Origin of the sequence: Pseudomonas sp. URMO17WK12:I6, assembly GCF_003253625.1 — a bacterium.
In the GTDB taxonomy this organism is placed as follows: Bacteria; Pseudomonadota; Gammaproteobacteria; order Pseudomonadales; family Pseudomonadaceae; genus Aquipseudomonas.
In genome coordinates this window covers 341072-364433 of sequence record NZ_QKYZ01000005.1, presented here as the reverse complement: position 1 = coordinate 364433, position 23362 = coordinate 341072, and the positions used below count along the sequence as shown (strand labels likewise).

The window sequence follows — 23362 nt, the reverse complement described above, 5'->3', positions numbered from 1 at the left end:
TCTGCCAACGGGCCCCGATCTTGCCGTCGGGGCTTAGTGCGTTTTCAACCAAGGACTTTTATGTCGCGTCGTATCTCCCCCGTCATACCCGGCTTCGGGCTGACGCTGGGCTACACCTTGGTGTACCTCAGCCTGATTGTGCTCATTCCACTGGCGGCGATGTTCGTGCATGCCGCTCAACTGACCTGGGACCAGTTCTGGGCAATCATCTCGGCACCTCGGGTGCTGGCCGCGTTGAAGCTGAGCTTCGGCACCGCGTTGTACGCCGCGATCATCAACGGCGTGATCGGCACGCTGCTGGCCTGGGTGCTGGTGCGCTACACCTTCCCGGGGCGCAAAGTCATCGATGCGATGATCGATCTGCCCTTCGCATTGCCCACTGCCGTGGCCGGTATCGCGTTGACCGCGCTGTACACCCCCACCGGCCTGGTGGGTCAGTTCGCGGCGGACCTGGGTTTCAAGATCGCGTATACCCCCCTCGGCATCACCCTGGCGCTGACTTTTGTAACACTTCCATTCGTAGTACGTACGGTACAGCCTGTACTGGCCGATATCCCCCGTGAAGTGGAGGAGGCGGCGGCGTGCCTGGGGGCAAATCCGTTGCAGGTTTTCCGCCATATTCTGATGCCGGCGCTGCTCCCGGCCTGGCTGACCGGTTTCGCCTTGGCCTTTGCCCGTGGGGTCGGCGAGTACGGTTCGGTGATTTTCATCGCTGGCAACATGCCGATGAAAACCGAAATTCTGCCGCTGCTGATCATGGTCAAACTCGACCAGTACGATTACACCGGCGCCACCTCCATTGGTGTACTGATGCTGGTGGTTTCCTTTGTCCTGTTGCTGCTGATCAACTTGTTGCAGCGGCGCATCGAAACCCCATAAGGAGGCGCGAAAAATGTCCCAATCGTCTATTGCAGCGGCCTCCTCGAACGCCGCCCGCCGTGGCAGTGCAGCTTCGCGGCGAATCCTCATCGGCCTCGGCTGGCTGATCTTTGCGCTGTTTCTGTTGTTGCCGTTGTTCATCGTGGTGTCCCAGGGCCTGAAGCTGGGCCTGGGTGCGTTCTTCACCGCGATCTTCGAACCGGACGCGTTGTCGGCCCTGAAACTCACGGTGATTGCGGTGTTGATTTCGGTGCCGCTGAACCTGGTGTTCGGGGTCAGCGCCGCATGGTGCGTGAGCAAATATTCGTTCCGCGGCAAGAGCATGCTGGTGACCCTGATCGACTTGCCGTTCTCGGTGTCGCCGGTGATCGCAGGTCTGGTCTACGTGCTGATGTTCGGCGCCCAGGGCTTGTTCGGCCCATGGTTGCAGGATCACGACATCCAGATCGTCTTCGCCTTGCCGGGCATCGTGCTGGCGACGATTTTCGTCACCGTGCCGTTCGTGGCCCGTGAGCTGATCCCGCTGATGCAGGAACAAGGTACCCAGGAGGAAGAGGCCGCGCGTTTGCTTGGCGCCAATGGCTGGCAGATGTTCTGGCACGTCACCGTGCCGAACATCAAATGGGGCCTGATCTATGGCGTGGTGCTGTGTACCGCGCGGGCCATGGGTGAGTTCGGGGCGGTGTCGGTGGTGTCCGGGCACATTCGCGGGGTGACCAACACCTTGCCGCTGCACGTCGAGATTCTCTACAACGAATACAACCACGTGGCCGCGTTCGCCGTGGCGAGCCTGTTGCTGATCCTGGCGCTCTTCATCCTGCTGCTCAAGCAGTGGAGCGAAAACCGTATTAACCGCCTGCGCGCCAGCGCCGCGGAGGAATAAGTCATGTCGATCGAAGTGCGTAACGTCAGCAAGAACTTCCACGCGTTCAAGGCGCTGGACAACATCAGCCTGGACATTCAAAGCGGCGAACTTGTGGCGCTGCTGGGGCCGTCCGGCTGCGGCAAGACCACGTTGCTGCGAATCATCGCCGGTCTGGAAACCCCGGATCAGGGCAACATCGTGTTCCATGGCGAAGACGTTTCCGGCCACGACGTGCGTGATCGCAACGTCGGTTTCGTGTTCCAGCACTACGCCTTGTTCCGTCACATGACGGTGTTCGACAACGTTGCGTTCGGCCTGCGTATGAAGCCGAAAAACCAGCGTCCGAACGAAAGCCAGATCGCGGCGAAAGTCCACGAATTGCTGAACATGGTGCAACTGGACTGGTTGGCCGATCGCTACCCGGAACAACTCTCCGGCGGCCAGCGTCAGCGCATCGCGTTGGCCCGCGCCCTGGCGGTGGAGCCGAAAGTGCTGCTGCTCGACGAGCCTTTTGGCGCACTCGACGCCAAGGTCCGTAAAGAACTGCGTCGCTGGCTCGCGCGGTTGCACGAGGACATCAACCTGACCTCGGTATTCGTGACCCACGACCAGGAAGAGGCGATGGAAGTTGCCGACCGGATCGTGGTGATGAACAAGGGGGTGATCGAGCAGATCGGTTCACCGGGCGACGTCTACGAAAATCCGGCCAGCGATTTCGTCTATCACTTCCTCGGCGATTCGAACCGTCTGCATTTGGGCGAAGACCGGCACGTACTGTTCCGTCCACATGAAGTGTCGCTGTCGCGGCATGAACTGGAAGACCACCACGCCGCTGAAGTGCGGGATATTCGTCCGTTGGGCGCCACCACGCGGGTGACGCTGAAGGTCGAAGGCCAGAGCGAGTTGATTGAAGCTGAAGTGGTGAAGGATCACGACAGCCTGGTTGGATTGACGAAGGGTGAGACGTTGTTCTTCAAACCCAAGGTCTGGCAGAAAGTCGCCAACATTTAAGATCAAAAGATCGCAGGCTGCGCCAGCTCCTACAGTGGATTTGGGTCGAGCACACATCTGTGGCCAACCCAAAACCCCGTAGCTGCCGCAGGCTGCGATCTTTTAAAGCGGCCTAAGCCGCCGCATTTTTCGGATTGATTCGCACACCACCCACTCGCGCCTCGATCTGCTCTTTGAGCTCATGCCGCATCCCGAGCAAAAACGCCAACTCAGCCGCCACAAACAACGGCCCGACAATCAACCCCGTCACATCATCGACAAACGCCGGTTTGCGCCCCTCGTAATGATGGCCGACAAACTGTATCGCCCAGCCCACCACAAACATCCCGATGCCGGCGCCAAGCCAGGCAAATGTGCTTTGCCGCGCAAGCACATGCCCCAGCCAGACCGACAGACCCAGCAATACCGTCATCAGCACCCCCAGCCGTAGTTCCAGGCGCAGGTAAAACCACGCCGACATCAGTGACACCAGCACTGCCGGTGACAGCCAGCCCCCGGCCCATTGCGGACGCGACAGCAACACCGCGACCGCCACGACGATCAGGGGAATGCCCACGAAGTGGCTGGCGATATTGCGCGGATCACGGTGGTAGGCGGCGTATTGACTGAGATGGTCAACGAGGCTTTTCATTGTTATTCCTCCTGTAGAGTGATTGATGATGCCCCGGGTTCATCTCTCGCTCTGTCAGCCAGGCGACAATCTCCAGGAGTTTTCATGGACATGCAGGTTTGGCGTTCACGCCTGATGACGGGGCAATGGTTCAGTCACTTGCCTGTTTCCTTACAGGATAGTCTGCTGGCAATCGCCCGGATTCGGCGCCTATCGCCTGGGCAACTGCTGTTCAAACGCGGTGATCCCCCGTGCGGGTTGTATGCGGTGCTTGAAGGTTCGGTGCGCATTGGCGCGGTGAATGAGCAGGGCAAGGAAGCGCTGCTAAGCCTGGTGGAACCGCCGCACTGGTTCGGCGAAATCTGCCTGTTCGATGGCCAGCCGCGAACCCATGATGCCTACGCCGTGGGCCAGTGCATTCTGTTGCACATCCCGCAAACAGCGCTGCTGGCATTGCTCGACGAACACCCGGTGTACTGGCGGCAACTGGCATTGCTGATGAGCCACAAACTGCGCCTGACCTTCATCAACCTCGAACAGCTGAGCCTGATGCCGGCCCCGGCGCGCCTGGCCCATCGCTTGCTGATGATCGCCGAGGGCTATGGTGAAATCGACCTGCCGCGCCGCGTTCTGCAATTGCCGCAAGAGCAATTGGCGTCGATGCTGTCGCTGTCGCGCCAGACCACCAACCAGATCCTCAAGGACTTGCAGGGGCAGGGGATTCTGAATCTCAGGTATGGCGAGATCGAGATTCTGGATGCGCAGCGGTTGCGGGCATTGGCGGTGGTTTGATGTGCACTTGCAGGCGCTGTCGATTTTATTGATGGGCTTTGTCCACGAACGCGCCTAGCCTGTGAAGACGACAATCGAGGTGTGCCATGCGTGTGCTGTTAGTGGAAGACGAACCCGAGACCGCCAGCCTCCTGGCCAAAGGCCTGAGCGAAGCGAGTTATGCGGTGGATGTAGCGCTCAATGGCATGGACGGCCGGCGCTTCATCGAGTCTGGCGAATATGAATTGATCATCCTCGACGTGATGCTGCCGGGGCTCAACGGCTGGCAGTTGCTGCAGCAGATCCGCAAGCTCGGCGATACGCCGGTGCTGTTGCTCACCACCACGGACGGCATCGAGGACCGGCTGCGCGGGTTGGAGCTGCATGAGGATGATTACCTGCTCAAGCCGTTTACCGTCAGTGAGCTGGTGAAGCGGGTGCGCAAGCTATTGCGGCGAGATCGGGGGCGGTAGCAGTAGCGGTTTCAGTGGTGCTTGAGAAATTGCGATGGGGGCCGGAAATCGCAACACGCCTTGCGGATCTATTACCGCAACCCATCCCGAAACTGCCCCGGCGTCATCCCCGTCCAGCGCTTGAACGCGCGGCTGAAGCTGCTGGTGTCGGCGAATCCCAATAGGTAACTGACCTCGCTCAACGAGCACTGCGGATCGCGCAGGTGCAGCAGCGCCAGGTTTTCCCGACTTTCGTTGAGCAGCGTATCGAACCGACAACCTTCGTCCGCCAGGTGCCGTTGCAGGCTGCGCAAGCTCAAGTGCAGTGCTTCGGCGATGCGATCGGCCGAAGGTTCGCCCTCAGGCAGTTGCTCTTCAATGGCGTCGCGAACCTTGCGCTCCCAGGTCAGGGGCTTGAGTTGCGCCAGGGTGCGTTTGAGCACGGTTTCGTTGTGTTCGGCCAGTTCCGGGTTGGCGTCGTCCAGGTGGCTGTCGAAATCCACCAGGGCGAATTCCAGTCGGTCTTCCTCGGCGGCGAAATACACCGGCGAACGGAACACTTTGTGCCATTGATGCGGGTCGGCAGGTTCCGGACGGCGCAGATAAACCGCCAGCGGCGCGTAGTCGCGGCCCAGCCGGTTACGGCAGGTGCGCACGTAAATCGCCGCGAAGGCGTCGATGGCTTCGAAGGCTGGCGCGGGGTTGCCTTGGGGGATTTTCAGGCGGAAGCGGTAGCGATCCTCGGCGCGGGTCAACTCCAGGTCCAGCGCATCGCTGACCACCTGGTGATAACGCACGATGCGCTCGAACACTTCCCGCAAGCTGCCGCTGGCCACCAACGCATACCCGAGCGCATGGAACGTGGTCGGGCTGACAAACCGCGACACCCGCAAGCCAATCGCCGGGTCGCCACTGACCTGCACCGCGATTTCCCACAGGCGTGTGGTGCCGGACAACGGGTAACGGGCGTTCGGGTCGTCCATCAACTGCGGATCGAGCCCCGCCTGTCGGCACAGGGCGGTGCTGTCGAGGCCCAGCGCATCGAGCTGCTTGCGCAGGGCGCGGGTCCAGCTGGCGAGGGAGGTCGGTTCAGTCATGTCGATTGGCGCGTCCGGTCAACAGGTTGGCGTTCACGGCTACCGCTGTGTGAAGCATCACAGGGCAGGATGCGAACATCAATAACCAGAGGATGGAAGCATGGACGGTACTTCTGCAAGTCCCCAGCGACTGAATGCAGCACAACGATCAGCGCATATTCGCCAGGTGGTATTGGCCAAGGGCGTCGAGTTGCGTCGGCGCTACCCGATTCTCAACCATCAGGACGCCTTGGGTGCGGGCATCCTGGCCTTCGCCCTGGCCGGGATGATCGGTTCGGCAGTGCTCTATATCAACGGATACATGGACTGGTGGGCATGCTTGTTGGTCAACGCGTTTTTCGCCTCGTTGACCCATGAACTTGAGCATGACCTGATCCACAGCATGTATTTTCGCAAACAGCGGGTGCCGCATAACCTGATGATGGGCCTGGTGTGGCTGGCGCGGCCGAGCACCATCAATCCGTGGATCCGCCGCCATTTGCACCTCAACCACCACAAGGTGTCCGGCACTGAAGCCGACATGGAAGAGCGGGCGATCACCAACGGTGAGCCCTGGGGTTTTGCGCGGCTGTTGATGGTTGGCGACAACGTGATGTCGGCGCTTATCCGCATGCTGCGGGCCAAGACCTGGGCGCACAAGTTCAGCATCCTCAAGCGCTCCCTGAAAGTTTACGCACCGCTGGCGCTGATGCATTGGGGGGCGTGGTATGTGTTCCTCGGTTTTCACGCCGCCAACGGCATCGCGCATCTATCGGGGGCGCCCATCGAATGGTCGGCGACGACATTGGCGGTGATGCAAGTGATCGACATCGCTGTCGTGGTGATCATCGGTCCGAACGTGTTGCGCACGTTCTGCCTGCACTTTGTCAGCTCGAACATGCACTACTACGGTGACGTCGAGCCGGGGAATGTGATTCAGCAGACTCAGGTCTTGAACCCTTGGTGGCTGTGGCCGTTGCAGGCGTTCTGCTTCAACTTCGGCAGCAGCCACGGGATCCATCATTTTGTGGTGAAGGAGCCGTTTTACATCCGCCAGATGACGGTGCCGGTGGCGCATGAGGTGATGCGTGAGATGGGGGTTCGGTTCAATGATTTCGGGACGTTTGCACGGGCGAACCGATTTGCGCACAAGGCGACCACAGAACCCCGTCAAGTGCATGCCGCCCAGGTTTGAGCAAGGCACCCGGAAACTCAAAGGCGAAAAACGCTCGTCATCAATTTGACCCAAAGGGACGCTAAGTTGTGACGCAAGCAGCGAGGGGTCGGCGATTGCCGAAGATGATTCGTATATGTGATTTAGGTCTAATAAAGTAATTAAATATTCCTTTATTGGATAACCGATTTCGCCAATCATCGGCTTCAGGATTGTTGATCAGCGCAAACAGATTTTGAGTTTCCGGGGCCGTCTCCTTGGCAGGGTGCGGCCCCTTTTTTATTTCGGGCAAACACATATTCGATATTGGTCTTAATTAATAGCTTCTTATTCCTTAACGAATATAACTCTCCTCCCTATACTCGATCAGGAACAGACACGCAGCAGGAGAGCTCCCCCATGCGCAACGAATCAATTCGCTACCTGATTGTGCCGGGCTGGCAAGGATCGCCAGAAGATCATTGGCAAACCCACTGGCAGAACAGTCTGCCAAACAGCGCGCGGGTGGAGCAGGCCGATTGGCTGACGCCTCGTCGTGAAGACTGGGTCGCGGCGTTGGCCGAGGCGATTGCCGCCGACAGCACGCCTGTGATCCTGATCGCCCATAGCCTGGGTTGCATCACCGTTGCCCATTGGGCAGCCACCGCGCCGCTGCAATTCTTGCGTCAAGTGCGCGGCGCCTTGCTGGTCGCGCCGGCGGACGTCGAGCGCCCGGCCTGTGCGCCGGCGCTGCGCAACTTTGCGCCGATCCCGACCCATTTATTGCCTTTCCCGAGCCAGGTCGTCAGCTCTGACAACGACGCTGCCGTGAGCGCGCCACGTGCGCTTGAACTGGCGCGTCAGTGGGGCGCCGAGGCGGGAATTTTATCGGGGGCCGGGCACATCAACGTGAAGTCCGGTCACCGGCGCTGGGAGCAGGGTTTTGCCTACCTTTATCGGCTGCAGAACCGCATGGAGCAGCACGCCCTGCGTCGCGCTTGAACCCTTTCCTTTTTTTCTTTTTTTTGAATCGGCCCCCGTCTCCCGGCGGTTTTGGGCGGGAGTCTGCCATGAGTTTGCATGAAACCTTCGGTCAGCCATTGCTGACCTTTCCCGATGCGGAGAAAAGCCCGCTGAGCATCCGTGCCAAGGCGCTGGTGTTTGTCGATCCGCGTTCCCGGCAGTTGCGCCAGGAGCTGGAACAGCTGGCGCCACGTTCGATCTCAGTGTTGATTCGCGGTGAAACCGGCAGCGGTAAAGAACTGCTGGCGCGGCACATCCATCGCGCCAGTGATCGTGGCGGGTTGTTCGTGTCCGTCAATTGCGGCGCGATCAGCCCGACTTACGCCGATGCTGAACTGTTCGGCTATGCCGCCGGCAGTTACAGCGGTTCGGCCAGCAGTCGTGCCGGCTGGTTCGGCTCGGCCAACGGCGGCACCTTGTACCTGGACGAGATCGGCGACCTGCCGCTGCCGATCCAGATCAAGTTGCTCGCAGCCCTGGAAAACCACGAAGTCACCCGCGTCGGTGCGCACCAGCCGAGCCCGGTGGACGTGCGTCTGGTGGCGGCCACCAGCATCGATCTGGCCCAGGCAGTGGCGGCCGGAAAATTCCATGAGCGGCTTTATCACTACCTCAGCGAGGGCCAGCTCGAACTGCCGGCCTTGCGTGAGCGGGTGGGCGATATTTTATCGCTGGCCGAATACTTCCTCGGCATCTACAGCCAGCGCCTCGACCTGCCGGTGCCACTGATCAGCGAAGCGGCGCAGCATCTGCTGGAGCAACACAGTTGGCCGGGCAACACCCGAGAGCTGGAGAACGTCATTCACTTTGCGCTGCTGGTGAGTACGGGCGATGAGATTTTGCCGGAGCATTTGAATCTGCCCGAGGCGTCTGCATCGTTGCTACAGATCGAGCAGCAACTGAAAAAAATCCTCGGCAGCGGCTCCGCCGCCGAAAAAGAGGCCTTGAAAGACCTGCTCAAAGCGACGGGGCTTCTGTAGGAGCGAAGCTTGCTCGCGACAGCGGTGTGCCAGGCAATATTGATGTCGGCTGACACTCCCTCTTCGCGGGCAAGCCTCGCTCCTACAGGGTCGTTCGTGGATTGGACTGTATGAACAAAATGGAATATGAAAGTGAATAAAAGATATTGTTCGGGAATAAAAAATCCCGGTATCGTCCGCGTCACGCCAGCGATAGCACTTCACTGGCACCTAAACATTTAGCCGTCGTCGATGACGACCGTGATTTTCGATAAGGACACTGCATGAAAAAGGTTCTGTTGTTCACCGCATTGGCGGCTGCCCTGACCGCGGGTCTGGCCCAGGCTGGCGAGAAACTGGTGGTTGCGGCGACGCCGATTCCACATGCCGAGATTCTTGAACTGATCAAGCCTACCCTCGCCAAAGAAGGCGTGGACCTGGAAATCAAAGTCTTCACCGACTACGTTCAGCCGAACGTGCAGGTCGATCAGAAGCGTCTGGACGCCAACTACTTCCAGACCCTGCCGTACCTGAAAAGCTTCAACGAAGGCAAAGGCACGAACCTAGTGACTGTGATCGGCGTGCACGTCGAACCGTTCGGCGGCTACTCGAAGAAAGTCAAAACCCTGGCTGAGCTGAAGGACGGCGCAACCATCGCCATCCCGAACGAAGGCAGCAACAGCGGCCGTGCCCTGATCCTGCTGCAGAAGGCTGGCCTGATCGAGTTGAAAGACCCGAAAAACGCTTTGGCCACCCCGAAAGACATCGCCAAGAACCCGCACAATTTCAAGTTCAAGGAACTGGAGTCGGCCATGCTGCCGCGTGTTCTGGACCAGGTCGATCTGGACATGATCAACACCAACTACGCGCTGGACGCGGGCCTCAACCCGGCTAAAGACGCGCTGGTGATCGAAGGTGCCGATTCGCCTTACGTGAACTTCCTGGTGGCACGTCCGGACAACAAGGACAGCGTTGCCATCCAGAAACTGGCCAAGGCCCTGACCAGCCCGGAAGTGAAGGCGTTCATCGACAAGAAATACAGCGGCGCGGTACTGCCGGCGTTCTGATTCACCGCCGTCTCGAACCCCTTCAAGGTTTCAAACGTCGACGGCTACTACAGCGTCGGCGTTTTTTATTGCGCCAAGATCAAAAGATTTCAGGCCACCCGCGTCTTCAACGCCCTGCGCAGCGCCACCAGCAATTTCACGATGTCCTGCGGATCCAGCCGCGGCGGCACTTTTACGTCAGCCATGTTCTCTTCCTTGTGATGGTTCGGCCGGGGGAGTCTGGCCAAAAGCTGCACGTCCTTGGAGGGGCATTTTGAAAAAAAGATCCCTCCTACAGCGCAAAGGAAAATAACCGCCCCCCGCTGCCGTCGCAAATCCGCAGAATAGTTTTTTGCGTGATATCAATATGCTTTAACGGTATTTAAATTCCTCTTTTTATACCTTTAAAGTTGGCGCCTGCCGGGTGGTTATCCACTGCCCATGGACTGCGCCATCGCCGCTTACCGAGCGGCGTACAGGATGTTCAATGACCTTCGATTACGCGTTTATCCTCAGCACCCTGCCGGCGTTTCTCAAAGCCGTTGGCGTGACGCTGCAGGTCGGTTTCATCGCTATCGGCACTTCGTTGCTGGTGGCGCTGATCAACGCGACGATTCTGGTGTTTCGCACGCCTTACCTGCAGCGCCTGGTCGGGCTGTATGTGGAGTTGGCGCGTAACACGCCATTGCTGATCCAGTTGTTCTTCGTCTACTTCGCCTTGCCGGCCCTGGGCATCAAAGTCTCGGGCTTCGCCGCAGCGATCATCACCATGACCTTTCTCGGTGGAGCCTACCTCACCGAAGTCCTGCGTGCCGGCGTGGATGCCGTGCCCCAGGCGCAACTTGAGTCCGGTCGTTCAATTGGCTTGTCCCACGGGCAATTGCTGCGCTATGTGATCTTGCCGCAGGCCGGCATCCTCAGCCTGCCGTCGCTGTTCGCCAATTTCATATTCCTGCTCAAGGAAACCACGGTGGTCTCGGCGGTGGCGGTGCCGGAGATTCTCTACACCACCAAGAGCTACATTGCGCTCTATTACAAAACCTACGAAATGCTCGCCGTGCTGACGTTGATCTGCGTGCTGTTGTTTTTGCCGTTGTCGCTGCTGCTCAGCCGTCTGGAAAGGAGGCTCCAGCATGGCCAGTTCGGGTCTTGAGTTGCTCATGGTGTCGTTGCCGCAATTGGGCAAGGGCGCTGCACAAACCTTGTCGATTTCATTCCTGAGCATCGCCTTCAGCACCGTCGGCGGGGTGCTCTACGGCGTGTTGCGCACGCTGAATTCGACATGGCTCAACGCAATGCTGCGGGTTTATCTGGAATTGTTCCGGGCGATCCCGGTGCTGGTCTGGTTGTATTTGTTGTTCTTCGGCCTGCCGATTTTTTTCGGCCTGAGCATTCCGAGCTTCTGGTGCGCGGTGCTGGTGCTGTCGCTGTGGGGCGCCAGCGAAGTCGGGGAAGTGGTGCGCGGCGCCTTGCATTCGTTACCGCGCGGCCAGCGAGAAGCGGGATTGTCGATTGGCTTGAACGGCCCGCAACTCTATGGCTACGTGCTGCTGCCCCAGGCGCTGAAACGCATGACGCCGCCGACCATCAACGTCTACACGCGGATCATCAAGACCAGCTCCCTGGCGGTGCTGATCGGCGTGGTGGACGTGATCAAGGTCGGCCAGCAGATCATCGAGCGCACCTACGAATCGGTACTGATCTACGGCGCGCTGTTTCTGTTTTTCTTTTTCATCTGCTACCCGCTGTCAGCCGCTTCCCGCGTGCTGGAGCGGCGCTGGACGCAAGCATGAGCGCATTGATCGAGTTCAAGGGTTTCAACAAGTTTTTCGGCGAGCAGCAGGTGCTCAACGGCATCGACCTGAAGGTGAGAACGGGCGAAGTGATCGTCATCCTCGGCCCCAGCGGCTGTGGCAAAAGCACCTTGCTGCGCTGCCTCAACGGCCTGGAAGTCGCTCACAGCGGCAGCTTGAATTTTGCCGGGCGGGAGTTGCTGGACAAGGGCACCGACTGGCGCGAAGTGCGTCAGCAGATCGGCATGGTATTCCAGAGTTATCACCTGTTTCCGCACATGAGCGTGCTCGATAACGTGCTGCTTGGCCCGGTGAAAGTGCAGAAGCGCGACCGCCGCGAAGCCCGTGCCCAGGCCGAAGCCTTGCTGGAGCGCGTAGGCCTGTTGGACAAGCGCGACGCGTTCCCGCGTCAGCTCTCCGGTGGTCAGCAGCAGCGCATCGCCATCGTCCGTTCGCTGTGCATGAACCCCCAAGTCATGCTCTTTGACGAAGTCACCGCCGCCCTCGACCCGGAGATGGTCAAGGAGGTACTCGAAGTGATTCAGGGCCTGGCCCGCGAGGGCATGACCTTATTGATTGTCACCCACGAAATGGCCTTCGCCCGCGCCGTGGCCGACCGCATCGTGTTCATGGACGCCGGGCGCATCCTTGAGCAACACCCCCCCGAGATTTTCTTTACGAACCCGCAAACCGCACGAGCGCAGCAGTTCCTGGAGAAGTTCTCCTTCGTCGCCGCACTACCCAAAACGACTCAAATAAAGGAATTGGAACTGCCATGAAAACTGCCAAGTCTTCTCTGCTGCTACTCCCGCTGTTCGGCCTGGCGCTGCTGGCCGGTTGCAACAAAACCGAAGAGCCGGCCAAGCCGAAAGTCGCCAGCGTCAGCAGCGCACCGGCCGGTTACCTGGAAAAGATCAAAGCCCGGGACAAGCTGATTGTCGGCGTGTTCACCGACAAACCGCCGTTCGGTTTTGTCGATGAAGCCGGGCGCTACGTGGGGTTCGATACCGACATTGGCCGCCAATTCGCCAAGGATCTGTTGGGCGATGAAAACAAAGTCGAGTTCGTGGCGGTGGAGCCGGCGAGCCGGATTCCATTCCTGCAAAGCGACAAGGTCGACCTGATCCTGGCCAACATGACCGTCACCCCGGAGCGCAAGGAAGCGGTGGACTTCACCAACCCGAACCTCAAGGTGGCGGTGCAGGCGCTGGTGCCGCAGGCCAGTTCAGTGAAGAACCTTGATGACCTGGCGACCCGCACGACTATCGTGACCACGGGCACCACAGCCGATGTCTGGCTGACCAAAAATCACCCGGACTGGAAACTGCTGAAGTTCGAGAAAAACTCCGAGTCCCTGCAAGCCCTGGCCAATGGTCGCGGCGACGCTTATGCGCAGGACAATCTGGTGTTGTTCAGTTGGGCCAAACAAAACCCGGGCTACCGTGTACTGGAGCAGAAGTTGGGCGCCGAAGCACCGATCGCCCCGGCGGTAAAGAAGGGCAACATCGAACTGCGTGATTGGGTGAATGCGGAGTTGGCGAAGCTGGGTGAGGATAAATTTTTGCTCAAGCTGTACGACCAGTACGTGCGTAAAGAGCTGAGCGATGACACCAGGCCTGAGAGCGTGATTGTCGAGGGTGGGAAGTGGCAGGGGTGATTTGCTTCAGCTGATCGTTCCCACCTGTGGTGAGGGAGCTTGTTCCCTCGCCACAGAGCGAGGGAACGATCAGTGTGTCTCAGTCAGGCCAATACCACACCGGCTCATCCAGCATCCGCTGCCCGACCATCCCGGTCTGGCCGAAATCTTTCTCCAGCACAATGCAATTGCATTCCGGGTCTTGCTGCAATGCCGAGATCAAGCGCCGCGCATGGGACACCACCCACACCTGGCACTGTTCGGACGCTCGAATAATCAACCGCGCCAACGCCGGCAACAAGTCCGGATGCAGACTGGTTTCCGGCTCATTCAGCACCATCAGCGTCGGCGGCCGGGGTGTCAGCAATGCCGCGACCAGCAACAGATAGCGCAACGTCCCGTCCGACAATTCGGCGGCGGACAGTGGCCGCAACAACCCTTCCTGATAAAACTCGATTGCAAATCGGCCACCTTGCAGCAATGCGATGTTCAGCGTCGCGCCAGGGAACGCATCGCTGATCGCCGCCTGCAAGGCTTCGGGATCGCCGATTTCGCGGATGGTCTGTAATGCCGCCGCAAGGTCGCGACCGTCGTGGTGCAACACCGGTGTGCGAGTGCCCAGTTGTGGTTGTCGCGCCGGAGCTTCGGCATCGCTGCGAAAGTGATCGTAGAAGCGCCAACGGCGGATGAATTCACGCAGCTGCAAGACTTCCGGCGAGGTACGCAAGCTACCAACCTGATCGAACAGGCTGTCGAAATTCGGCGTGCGCTGGGCCAGCACCTCCCAGCCGCGTCCGGCCCGTGTGCGAATCATCGGGCCGTCGCGATCCACCAGCAGGCTGGCCGGGCGATAGAACGGCCCGGACCAGATGCATTCCCTTTTGATTTCCGGGTCCAGAGAAAACGCGGAAAGACTCGGTTCCGCAAGGCCCAGCGCGATCGAGTAGCTGAAGTCTTCGCCGGCAAACCCCAGGCGCAGGCGCTTGACGCCGTGTCGCATGGTTGCCTGGACCGGGATTTCACCAGTGCGCATGCGCTGGATGATGGTTTCCGGCCCGGCCCAGAAGGTCGAATCCAGCCCACCCTCGCGTGCCAAGCCATTGACCACTCCACCCTGAGCAGTTTCCGCCAGCAGGCGCAAGGCGCGGTAGAGATTGGATTTACCGCTGCCGTTGGGGCCGGTGATCAGGTTCAGCCGTTCGAGCGGAATCACCAATTTATTGATCGAGCGGTAGTTGGCCACCGCGAGGGTTTTGAGCATGGGGAGCTTCCTGCTGCAGGGTCCGCCAGTTTGTCTTATCGTCGGCGACTGTGATCGTCTGTGACGAGGGAGCTTGCTCTTGCTGGGCTACGAAGCGGCTCAAAAAAGTTAAACGAGGTGTGTCAGGCAAAACGAGATAGCAGGTTTGCGTCTGTTGCGCAGCCGAGCGGGAGCAAGCTCCCTCGCCACAGGATAGTCCCCAGGCCATAAGGTACGTAGCAAACCCGTGCACCTGTTGAACCCTGTTCTAAGCTCACAGTCGTATCGTCACTGGCACGTACGTACAACGCAAAGGAGTCTGCATGGCGGGTCCCGGATTGAAATTAATGGTTGGCCTGAGCCTCTTCGCCTTGCTGACCGCCTGTGGCGAAAAAAAGCCCGTCGAGAAGGACCGTCCGCGAGTCTTCGTGCAAGAGGTCAAGCCAACCGATTACGCCGCCGCGGTGACACTCACCGGTGATGTTCAGGCCCGAGTCCAGACCGAGTTGTCGTTCCGCGTGGGCGGCAAGATCATCCAGCGTATGGTCGATGTCGGTGACCGGGTGTCGGCCAAACAAGTGCTGGCCAGGCTTGACCCCAAAGACCTGCAAACCAATGTCGATTCGGCCCAGGCCCAGGTGGTTGCCGAGCAGGCGCGGGTCAAACAGTCTGCCGCCGCCTTCGTTCGCCAGCAAAAACTCCTGCCCAAGGGCTACACCAGCCAGAGCGAATACGACTCCGCCCAAGCGGCCTTGCGCAGTAGCCAGAGCGCATTGAGCGCGGCTCAAGCGCAATTGGCCAACGCCCGCGATCAACTGAGCTACACCGCGTTGATTGCCGATGCACCAGGCGTGATTACCGCGCGCCAGGCCGAAGTCGGCCAGGTGGTGCAGGCCACGGTGCCGATTTTCAGCCTGGCCCGGGATGGCGAGCGTGACGCGGTGTTCAACGTTTACGAATCGCTGCTGACCGAGCCGCCGTCGGACCGATCGATTGTGGTCAGCCTGCTCGACAATCCGAAAATCAAGACCACGGGCACCGTTCGGGAGGTCACGCCAGCGGTGTCCGCGCAGACCGGCACGGTGCAAGTCAAAGTCAGCCTCGATGGTCTCCCTGAAGGCATGCAGCTCGGCTCGGTGGTGAGCGCCACGGCCAAGCCAGTGGGTAAAACCGCAGTGGAACTGCCCTGGGCGGCCCTGACCAAAAACCTCAGCGACCCGGCCGTGTGGCTGGTGGACGCCGAGGGCAAGGCGCAGTTGCACACGGTCACCGTTGGCCGTTACCTGACCGGCAAAGTCATTGTCAGCGCCGGCCTCACCGGTGGCGAAAAAGTCGTCACTGCGGGCGGCCAGTTGCTGCACCCGGGCGTACGGGTGGAGGTCGTCGAAAATACCGATCAGACCCCAACCACAGGAGCCCAACCATGAAGCACCTGTTGCTGTTGTCCGCCGCTGTACTGCTGGTCGCCTGTTCCAAGGAAGAAGCGCCGCCAGAACCGGTGCGGCCGGTGTTGTCTGTGGAAGTGAAAGCGCTCCATCAAGAGGATCTCGGCCGGTTCGCCGGCAGCATTCAGGCCCGTTACGAAAGCAATGTCGGTTTCCGGGTGCCGGGGCGTATCGCCAGCCGCAATGTCGATGTCGGCGCCGAAGTCCAGAAAGGCGCCTTGCTCGCCACCCTCGACCCCACCGATCAGCAGAACCAGTTGCGCTCGGCCCAGGGTGACCTGGCGCGTGTTCAGGCGCAGCTCATCAACGCCCAGGCCAACGCCCGGCGTCAGCAGGAGTTGTTCAATCGCGGGGTCGGTGCCCAGGCACAACTGGACATCGCCCAGACCGAACTGAAAACCACCCAGGCGTCCCTCGATCAAGCCAGGGCCGCCGTCAACCAGGCGCAGGACCAACTCAACTACGTCGAGCTGCGCACCGATCACAAAGCCATTGTCACCGCGTGGAATGCCGAAGCCGGGCAAGTGGTGACCGCCGGCCAGCAAGTGGTGACCCTGGCGCAGCCGGACATCAAGGAAGCAGTGATCGACTTGCCCGACACCCTGGTCGATGATTTGCCGGCCGACGTGGTGTTCCAGGTCGCCTCGCAGCTGGACCCGAGCATCACCAGCTCCGCCATCGTGCGTGAAATCGAACCCCAGGCCCAAAGCGCGACCCGTACCCGTCGTGCCCGCCTGAGCCTGACTGATACGCCACCGGGTTTTCACCTCGGCACGGCGATCAGCGTGACCCTCAGCTCTGAAATCAAACCACGCCTCGAACTGCCGGCGAGCGCATTGCAGGAGGTCGATGGGAAAACACGGATCTGGATCGTCGATCCACAGACGCAAACCGTTGCCCCACGGGAGGTCAGCCTGATCAGCCGGACCGACGACACGGTAGTCGTGGCCAACGGAGTGAAGTCCGGCGAGCGGGTGGTCAGTGCCGGTGTGAATAGCCTCAAGCCGGGGCAGAAAGTGAGAATTGATGAGGGCAGCCCGCAATGAAAGGGAGTTTCAACTTATCCGAGTGGGCCCTCAAGCATCAGTCGTTTGTCTGGTATTTGATGTTCGTCGCGCTGTTGATGGGCGTGTTCTCCTACCTGAACCTGGGCCGCGAAGAAGACCCGTCGTTCACCATCAAAACCATGGTGATCCAGACCCGCTGGCCCGGCGCGACCCAGGAAGAAACCCTCAAGCAGGTCACTGACCGGATCGAGAAAAAACTCGAAGAACTCGACTCGCTCGATTACGTGAAAAGCTACACCCGCCCCGGTGAATCGACGGTCTTCGTTAACCTGCTCGACACCACCAGCGCCAAGGACATTCCGCAAATCTGGTACCAGGTGCGCAAGAAGATCAACGACATCCGCGGCGACTTCCCGCAAGGCCTGCAAGGGCCGGGCTTCAACGATGAGTTCGGTGACGTGTTCGGTTCGGTGTATGCCTTTACCTCTGACGGCCTGTCGATGCGCCAGCTACGTGATTACGTGGAACAGGTGCGTGCCGAAATCCGTGAAGTGCCAGGGTTGGGCAAGGTCGAAATGATCGGCGAGCAGGATGAAGTGCTGTACCTGAACTTCTCCACCCGCAAACTCGCCGCCCTCGGCATCGATCAGCGCCAGGTGGTGCAGAGCCTGCAATCACAGAATGCCGTGACCCCGGCGGGAGTGATCGAGGCCGGCCCGGAGCGGATTTCGGTGCGGACCTCGGGGCAGTTTGCCTCTGAGAAAGACCTGGCCAACGTCAACCTGAAGCTCAACGACCGCTTCTACCGCCTGGCCGACATCGCCGACATCAGCCGTGGCTATGTCGATCCTGCCACCCCGGAGTTTCGTTTCAACGGCCAGCCGGCCATCGGCCTGGCAATCGCCATGAAGAAGGGCGGCAACATCCAGGCATTTGGCAAGGCGCTGCATCTGCGCATGAACGAGCTGACGGCCGACCTGCCGGTGGGCGTTGGCGTGCACAACGTTTCCGATCAGGCCGAAGTGGTGGAAGAAGCCGTCGGCGGTTTCACCAGTGCATTGTTCGAGGCCGTGGTGATCGTGCTGATTGTCAGCTTCGTCAGCCTTGGCGTGCGCGCCGGGCTGGTGGTGGCGTGTTCGATTCCGTTGGTGCTGGCGATGGTCTTCCTCTTCATGGAATACAGTGGCATCACCATGCAGCGGATTTCCCTCGGAGCGCTGATCATCGCTCTCGGCCTGCTGGTGGACGACGCGATGATCACGGTGGAGATGATGGTCACGCGCCTGGAAATGGGCGAAACCAAAGAACAGGCGGCGACCTTCGCCTACACCTCGACGGCGTTCCCGATGCTCACCGGCACGCTGGTTACCGTCGCCGGTTTCGTGCCGATCGGTTTGAACGCGAGCTCCGCCGGTGAGTACACCTTCACGCTGTTCGCGGTGATCGCGGTGGCCATGCTGGTGTCATGGATCGTCGCCGTGCTGTTCGCCCCGGTGCTCGGTGTGCATATTCTGAGCAGCAATGTGAAACCTCACGACGCAGAGCCAGGGCGCATCGGTCGGGCGTTCAATGGCGGCCTGCTGTGGGCCATGCGCAACCGCTGGTGGGCCATCGGTATCACCGTGGCGCTGTTCGTGCTCTCGGTGTTTTCCATGCAGTTCGTGCAGAACCAGTTCTTCCCGTCCTCGGACCGCCCGGAAATCCTCGTCGACCTGAACCTGCCGCAAAACGCCTCGATCGCCGAAACCCGCAAAGCCGTGGACAAGCTCGAAGCGACGCTCAAGGGCGACCCGGACATCGTGCGCTGGAGCACCTACATCGGCGAGGGTGCGATCCGTTTCTACCTGCCTCTCGACCAGCAGTTGCAGAACCCGTACTACGCGCAACTGGTGATCGTCAGCAAAGGCCTGGAGTCACGCACGGCGCTGACTGCTCGTTTGCAAAAGCGCTTGCGTGAAGACTTCGTCGGCATCGGCAGTTACGTCCAGGCCCTGGAAATGGGCCCGCCGGTGGGGCGTCCGATTCAATACAGGGTCAGCGGTAAAGACATCGATCAAGTGCGCAAACACGCGATTGCCCTGGCCACTGAACTGGATAAAAACCCGCACATCGGCGAGATCATTTACGACTGGAACGAACCGGGCAAAGTGCTGCGCATCGACATCGCGCAAGACAAGGCGCGGCAACTGGGGCTGTCGTCGGAAGACGTGGCGAACCTGATGAACAGCATCGTCGTCGGCTCGCCGGTGACGCAGGTCGATGACGACATCTACCTGATCGACGTGGTCGGCCGCGCTGAAGATGCCGAGCGCGGCAGCCCGGAAACCTTGCAGAACTTGCAGATCGTCACCCCCGGCGGTACTTCGATACCGCTGCTGGCGTTTGCCACGGTGCGCTACGAACTGGAGCAACCGCTGGTATGGCGTCGTGACCGCAAACCGACCATCACCATCAAGGCTGCGGTGCGCGACGAGATTCAGCCGACCGACCTGGTGAAGCAGTTGCAACCGGACATCGACAAGTTCGCCGCCGGTTTGCCGGTGGGCTACAAAGTCGCCACTGGCGGCACGGTGGAGGAAAGCGGCAAGGCCCAGGGACCGATTGCCAAGGTCGTGCCGTTGATGCTGTTTTTGATGGCGACCTTCCTGATGATCCAGTTGCACAGCGTGCAGAAGCTGTTCCTGGTGGCCAGCGTCGCGCCGCTCGGCTTGATCGGCGTGGTGCTGGCGCTGATCCCGACGGGCACGCCCATGGGCTTCGTGGCGATCCTCGGGATTCTGGCGCTGATCGGCATCATCATCCGCAACTCGGTGATTCTGGTGACCCAAATCGATTCTTTCGAGAAGAGCGGTTATACGCCGTGGGACGCGGTGGTGCAGGCCACGGAACATCGGCGTCGGCCGATTTTGTTGACGGCAGCGGCGGCGAGCATGGGGATGATCCCGATTGCCCGGGAAGTGTTCTGGGGGCCGATGGCCTACGCGATGATTGGCGGGATCATCATCGCCACCTTGCTGACGCTGCTGTTTTTGCCGGCGCTGTATGTGGCCTGGTACAAGGTACGCGAGCCGAAGAAACAAGCGCCGTAACGATCAGTCGGCTCGACGCCAAACGCTGGCCAACCAAGGCTGCTGCTCCCGCGGCAGCCCCGCCGGCCGGTAGTAGTGCTCCAGCTCCACAAACCCCGCCTCGGTCAGCATTTGTTGCCACGCCGCCAGGTCGTAATACGCCCCATAACGCGGTCCGTTCCAGCCTTCCTGATTCTCGCCACGGGGATTGGAACTGAACAACACACCGCCCGGCTTCAATGTCGCGCGCAGTTGCTTCAACACCCTGGGCAACTCCTGACTCGGGACATGAAACAGCACCGCATTGGCAAAAATCCCGTCAAACCGCTCGGCTGGCAGATCGAGCTTCAGGAAGTCCTGCTGCCAGACCTCACACCCGCTGTCGTCCCGGGCCATCTGCGCAAGCTTTTCCGAACCGTCGAGCCCGATGGCGATGTGGCCCAGGCGGGTGAAGGTTTTCAGGTCGCGGCCGGGGCCACAGCCAAAGTCGAGAATGCTGAAGGGCGCCTTACCCTGGATGTGCCGTAGCAGGGCATCGATGTTCTGGCTGACATCGTGATCGCGAGTGCCTTCACGGAAGTCCTCGGCCACCGCGTTGTAATGGCCCAGGGTGGTAGAGGTGATCTGCTCCAGGTCGGCGGGAGTCTGTTTCATGGTCGGCTGCACAGAAAAAGAAAGAAGCACTGACTATAAGCGCTTTCGCACTTTTGATCTTGATTCAGCGCTTGTTCAACCCCCGCGCCAACCGATCCCCACCCAACTGAATCACCGCCACCAACACCACCAGCAACACAATCACCGTCAACATGATCTGGCTGTCAAAGCGCTGATACCCATATCGATAAGCAATGTCGCCCAACCCACCAGCGCCAATCGCCCCGGCCATGGCCGACGAGTTGATCATGGTCACCAGCGTAATGGTGAAGCCGCCGACAATCCCCGGCAGCGCCTCGGGCAGCAGCACATGCCAGACGATATGCCAGCGTCGGCACCCCATCGCCTGCGCCGCTTCGATCAACCCGTGGTCGACTTCCCGCAGGCTGACTTCGGCGATGCGTGCGAAGAACGGTGTGGCGGCGATGGTCAGCGGCACCACCGCCGCCCAAACGCCATAGGTGGTGCCGACGATCAACCGGGTGAACGGAATCAGCGCCACCATCAAAATCAGAAACGGAATCGAGCGGAACAGGTTCACGAACGCGCCCAGTGCGCGGTTCAGCGCCGGTGCTTCGTAGATCCCGCCCTTGGTGCTGGTGACCAGGATCACCGCCAGCGGAATGCCCGCCAGCAGCGCTATCAGCGATGACACGCCGACCATCAGGAAGGTGTCGATGAAACCTTGCAGCAATCGATCAAACCACATAACCCAGCACCTCCACCTGTTGCGCCCAATGCCCGGCGCGTTGACGTAATTCCTCTGCGCCAAGGGACGAACCGGTCACCGCCAGCAGTAATTGCCCCAGCGCATGGCCCTGAATCCGTTCCACGCCCCCTTGCAGCAAACGCACGCGGCCACCGAGGGCGCTGAAAAGCGCCGCCAGGTCTGGCTCGTCGCGGGTATTGCCGGTGAATTGCAAGCGCAGGACCACGGCAGCGCCCGAAGACTGCGGCTGTGCCCGCAAGCGGCTTTGCAGTTCATCCGGCAGGCCGTGTTGCAGCGGCGCGAGCAAGGTCTTGCTCACTTCATGCTGCGGGTTGCCGAAGACCTCCCAGACCGGCCCTTGCTCGACGATTCGCCCGTGTTCCAACACCACGACCCGATCACAGATGTCGCGGATCACCGCCATCTCGTGGGTGATCAGCACGATGGTCAGGCCCAGGCGCTGATTGATCTCGCGCAACAGGCCGAGGATCGATTGGGTGGTCTCCGGATCGAGGGCCGAAGTGGCCTCGTCGCACAGCAGAATCTCCGGGTCATGCACCAACGCACGGGCGATGCCGACACGTTGTTTCTGGCCGCCGGAAAGCTGCGCCGGATAAGCTTTGTGTTTACCTTGCAGACCCACCAGTTCGAGCAATTCACGGACCTTTTGCTCGCGTTTTTCCTTGGGTACACCCGCGACTTTCAGCGGCAACTCGACGTTCTGCCAAACCGTCTTGGCCGACATCAGATTGAAGTGCTGGAAGATCATGCCGATGCGTCGGCGCAGCGCCACCAGGCGGTCTTCATCGAACTCGCCGATGTCCACCTGATCGATCAGCACTCGCCCGCTACTCGGTTGTTCGAGGCGGTTGATGGTACGGATCAGAGACGACTTGCCGGCACCGCTGCGCCCGATGATGCCGAACACTTCGCCGCGTTGGATTGCCAGGTCGATACCGTGCAGAGCCGCCACCGGACCTTGCTGGCCATTGTAGGTTTTGCCCAGGCCGATGAAGCGCACGTGGGCGCGGTTCAGCTCGGGGTGGAGCTCGGTGCGTTCAGCACTGTGTGGCTCTGGAGTCTCCAGTCGCCGTTGGATGGCGGCCGTCATGCTCAGCTTTCCCAGCCGGCTTGATAGAGCTTGCCGTGGGCTTTATCCAGTGCCGCGCGAACGGCTGGCGAGTGCTGATAGATGTCGACGAACTTGATCAGGCGCGGGTCGGTTTTGCTTTTCGGCTGGATCACGAACTGGATCACGTATTCCTTGTGATCGAGACCATCGAACAGCAGGGCCGAGCTGGCATCGAAGGTTTTCGACAGGCGAATGTAGGCCGGATAACCCTGGACCAGATCGGCGTCGTCGTAGGCGCGTACCAGTTGCACGGCTTCGACCTGAAGGATTTTGATTTTCTTCGGGTTGGCGATGATGTCCTCTTCGGTGGCCTTGTAGCCGACGCCCGGTTTGAGGGTGATCAAGCCTGCCTTGGCTAGCAGTTGCAGGCCGCGACCGCTGTTGATCGGGTCGTTGGCGATGGCCACGCTGGCGCCTTCTGGCAACTCGGCGAAGCTTTTGTATTTCTTCGAATAGAGGCCGACGTTGTTGATGATGCCCGGGGCGAACGGCACCAGATCAAAGCCGGCCGCGGCCTTGGCGTTTTCCAGGAACGGGATGTGCTGGAAATAGTTCACGTCGATGTCGCCCGAGGCGAGGCTGACGTTGGGAGCGATCCAGTCGCTGAATTCCACCAGTTCGACTTTCAGGCCTTGTTTGCTGGCTTCCTCTACAGCGGCTTCCAGCGGAATGGCGAAGGCGGCGGTGGTGCCGACCTTCAACGGCGCGTCGGCGGCGAAGGTGATGGAGCTGAAGAGGCCGAGGGCCAGGGCCAGTGCTTTGACTGGGTGGGATAAGAGTTTTTTGGTCATGATGATTTTCCAGTCAATTGTTTAATGTGCATGCTTTTGTGG

The 23362-nt window shown here is 60.1% G+C and carries 23 protein-coding genes; 16 read left to right on the top strand and 7 right to left on the bottom strand.

What is annotated here, in order from left to right; genetic code table 11:
• Positions 1 to 60: 60 nt before the first annotated feature.
• From cysT to F475_RS12180, 3 genes are read left to right on the top strand one after another with little or no spacing between them, the layout of a single operon-like run.
• Positions 61 to 879: a sulfate ABC transporter permease subunit CysT gene (cysT, locus tag F475_RS12190; protein ID WP_018929362.1), complete on the top strand. Its 819-nt coding sequence runs from the start codon at positions 61 to 63 to the stop codon at positions 877 to 879.
• Positions 880 to 892: 13 nt separating this feature from the next.
• The gene (gene cysW, locus F475_RS12185) at positions 893 to 1762 is read left to right on the top strand and encodes a sulfate ABC transporter permease subunit CysW (protein WP_007941037.1); all 870 of its coding nucleotides are present in this window, start codon (positions 893 to 895) and stop codon (positions 1760 to 1762) included.
• A gap of 3 nt (positions 1763 to 1765) precedes the next feature.
• The gene (locus F475_RS12180; protein ID WP_028939547.1) at positions 1766 to 2755 is read left to right on the top strand and encodes a sulfate/molybdate ABC transporter ATP-binding protein; all 990 of its coding nucleotides are present in this window, start codon (positions 1766 to 1768) and stop codon (positions 2753 to 2755) included.
• A 112-nt stretch (positions 2756 to 2867) separates the two neighbouring features.
• On the opposite strand, the gene F475_RS12175 is transcribed toward F475_RS12180, so the two are convergent.
• The gene (locus F475_RS12175; protein WP_111453988.1) at positions 2868 to 3386 is read right to left on the bottom strand and encodes a DUF962 domain-containing protein; all 519 of its coding nucleotides are present in this window, start codon (positions 3384 to 3386) and stop codon (positions 2868 to 2870) included.
• A gap of 84 nt (positions 3387 to 3470) precedes the next feature.
• Between F475_RS12175 and F475_RS12170 the strand changes: the two genes are divergently transcribed.
• Both F475_RS12170 and F475_RS12165 read left to right on the top strand, forming a co-directional pair.
• Positions 3471 to 4157 carry a Crp/Fnr family transcriptional regulator gene (locus F475_RS12170; RefSeq protein ID WP_111453987.1) on the top strand — a complete coding sequence of 229 codons (687 nt, stop codon included), beginning with the start codon at positions 3471 to 3473 and terminating at the stop codon, positions 4155 to 4157.
• 86 nt (positions 4158 to 4243) lie between these two features.
• Positions 4244 to 4609, top strand: a complete 366-nt coding sequence (locus F475_RS12165) for a response regulator (protein WP_019581708.1) — start codon at positions 4244 to 4246, stop codon at positions 4607 to 4609.
• 71 nt (positions 4610 to 4680) lie between these two features.
• Here F475_RS12165 and F475_RS12160 read toward each other — a convergent pair whose 3' ends face one another.
• A complete protein-coding gene (locus F475_RS12160) occupies positions 4681 to 5685 on the bottom strand; it encodes an AraC family transcriptional regulator (protein ID WP_019581709.1) in 1005 nt (334 codons plus the stop codon).
• Between the two features lie 100 nt (positions 5686 to 5785).
• On the opposite strand from F475_RS12160, the gene F475_RS12155 reads away from it, so the two are divergent.
• The 8 genes from F475_RS12155 to F475_RS12120 all read left to right on the top strand — a co-directional run bounded on the left by F475_RS12155 (position 5786) and on the right by F475_RS12120 (position 13295).
• The gene (locus tag F475_RS12155; RefSeq protein WP_086944179.1) at positions 5786 to 6859 is read left to right on the top strand and encodes a fatty acid desaturase; all 1074 of its coding nucleotides are present in this window, start codon (positions 5786 to 5788) and stop codon (positions 6857 to 6859) included.
• 378 nt (positions 6860 to 7237) lie between these two features.
• Complete coding sequence (locus F475_RS12150; RefSeq protein WP_064615794.1) at positions 7238 to 7819, top strand: alpha/beta hydrolase; 582 nt, start codon at positions 7238 to 7240, stop codon at positions 7817 to 7819.
• 68 nt (positions 7820 to 7887) lie between these two features.
• On the top strand, positions 7888 to 8820 hold the full coding sequence (locus F475_RS12145; RefSeq protein WP_111453986.1) for a sigma 54-interacting transcriptional regulator: 933 nt from the start codon (positions 7888 to 7890) through the stop codon (positions 8818 to 8820).
• Positions 8821 to 9083: 263 nt separating this feature from the next.
• Positions 9084 to 9866, top strand: coding sequence for a MetQ/NlpA family ABC transporter substrate-binding protein (locus F475_RS12140; protein ID WP_007941045.1), 783 nt, complete (start codon positions 9084 to 9086; stop codon positions 9864 to 9866).
• A 466-nt stretch (positions 9867 to 10332) separates the two neighbouring features.
• Complete coding sequence (locus F475_RS12135) at positions 10333 to 10998, top strand: amino acid ABC transporter permease (protein ID WP_007941049.1); 666 nt, start codon at positions 10333 to 10335, stop codon at positions 10996 to 10998.
• Entirely contained in the window at positions 10979 to 11638 is a 660-nt protein-coding gene (locus tag F475_RS12130) for an amino acid ABC transporter permease (protein ID WP_018929350.1), read from the top strand. Before F475_RS12135 ends, F475_RS12130 begins: the two co-directional genes overlap by 20 nt.
• On the top strand, positions 11635 to 12417 hold the full coding sequence (locus F475_RS12125) for an amino acid ABC transporter ATP-binding protein (protein ID WP_111453985.1): 783 nt from the start codon (positions 11635 to 11637) through the stop codon (positions 12415 to 12417). The genes F475_RS12130 and F475_RS12125 overlap by 4 nt, the downstream gene beginning before the upstream one ends.
• On the top strand, positions 12414 to 13295 hold the full coding sequence (locus F475_RS12120; protein ID WP_086944175.1) for a transporter substrate-binding domain-containing protein: 882 nt from the start codon (positions 12414 to 12416) through the stop codon (positions 13293 to 13295). The genes F475_RS12125 and F475_RS12120 overlap by 4 nt, the downstream gene beginning before the upstream one ends.
• 79 nt (positions 13296 to 13374) lie before the next feature.
• On the opposite strand, the gene F475_RS12115 is transcribed toward F475_RS12120, so the two are convergent.
• A complete protein-coding gene (locus tag F475_RS12115; protein ID WP_111453984.1) occupies positions 13375 to 14535 on the bottom strand; it encodes an AAA family ATPase in 1161 nt (386 codons plus the stop codon).
• A gap of 302 nt (positions 14536 to 14837) precedes the next feature.
• Between F475_RS12115 and F475_RS12110 the strand changes: the two genes are divergently transcribed.
• The 3 genes from F475_RS12110 to F475_RS12100 are packed head-to-tail and all read left to right on the top strand — an operon-like array spanning position 14838 to position 20055.
• On the top strand, positions 14838 to 15941 hold the full coding sequence (locus tag F475_RS12110; protein ID WP_111453983.1) for an efflux RND transporter periplasmic adaptor subunit: 1104 nt from the start codon (positions 14838 to 14840) through the stop codon (positions 15939 to 15941).
• Positions 15938 to 17005: an efflux RND transporter periplasmic adaptor subunit gene (locus F475_RS12105; RefSeq protein ID WP_111453982.1), complete on the top strand. Its 1068-nt coding sequence runs from the start codon at positions 15938 to 15940 to the stop codon at positions 17003 to 17005. Before F475_RS12110 ends, F475_RS12105 begins: the two co-directional genes overlap by 4 nt.
• The gene (locus F475_RS12100; protein WP_018929344.1) at positions 17002 to 20055 is read left to right on the top strand and encodes an efflux RND transporter permease subunit; all 3054 of its coding nucleotides are present in this window, start codon (positions 17002 to 17004) and stop codon (positions 20053 to 20055) included. The genes F475_RS12105 and F475_RS12100 overlap by 4 nt, the downstream gene beginning before the upstream one ends.
• A gap of 3 nt (positions 20056 to 20058) precedes the next feature.
• On the opposite strand, the gene F475_RS12095 is transcribed toward F475_RS12100, so the two are convergent.
• The 4 genes from F475_RS12095 to F475_RS12080 all read right to left on the bottom strand — a co-directional run bounded on the left by F475_RS12095 (position 20059) and on the right by F475_RS12080 (position 23320).
• Positions 20059 to 20688 carry a bifunctional 2-polyprenyl-6-hydroxyphenol methylase/3-demethylubiquinol 3-O-methyltransferase UbiG gene (locus F475_RS12095; protein ID WP_111453981.1) on the bottom strand — a complete coding sequence of 210 codons (630 nt, stop codon included), beginning with the start codon at positions 20686 to 20688 and terminating at the stop codon, positions 20059 to 20061.
• 64 nt (positions 20689 to 20752) lie between these two features.
• Positions 20753 to 21397: a methionine ABC transporter permease gene (locus F475_RS12090; protein ID WP_019581723.1), complete on the bottom strand. Its 645-nt coding sequence runs from the start codon at positions 21395 to 21397 to the stop codon at positions 20753 to 20755.
• On the bottom strand, positions 21387 to 22508 hold the full coding sequence (locus F475_RS12085) for a methionine ABC transporter ATP-binding protein (RefSeq protein ID WP_111453980.1): 1122 nt from the start codon (positions 22506 to 22508) through the stop codon (positions 21387 to 21389). The genes F475_RS12090 and F475_RS12085 overlap by 11 nt, the downstream gene beginning before the upstream one ends.
• A 2-nt stretch (positions 22509 to 22510) precedes the next feature.
• Positions 22511 to 23320 (bottom strand): MetQ/NlpA family ABC transporter substrate-binding protein, encoded by an 810-nt coding sequence (locus tag F475_RS12080; RefSeq protein ID WP_018929340.1) that lies wholly within the window; start codon positions 23318 to 23320, stop codon positions 22511 to 22513.
• Positions 23321 to 23362: the final 42 nt, after the last annotated feature.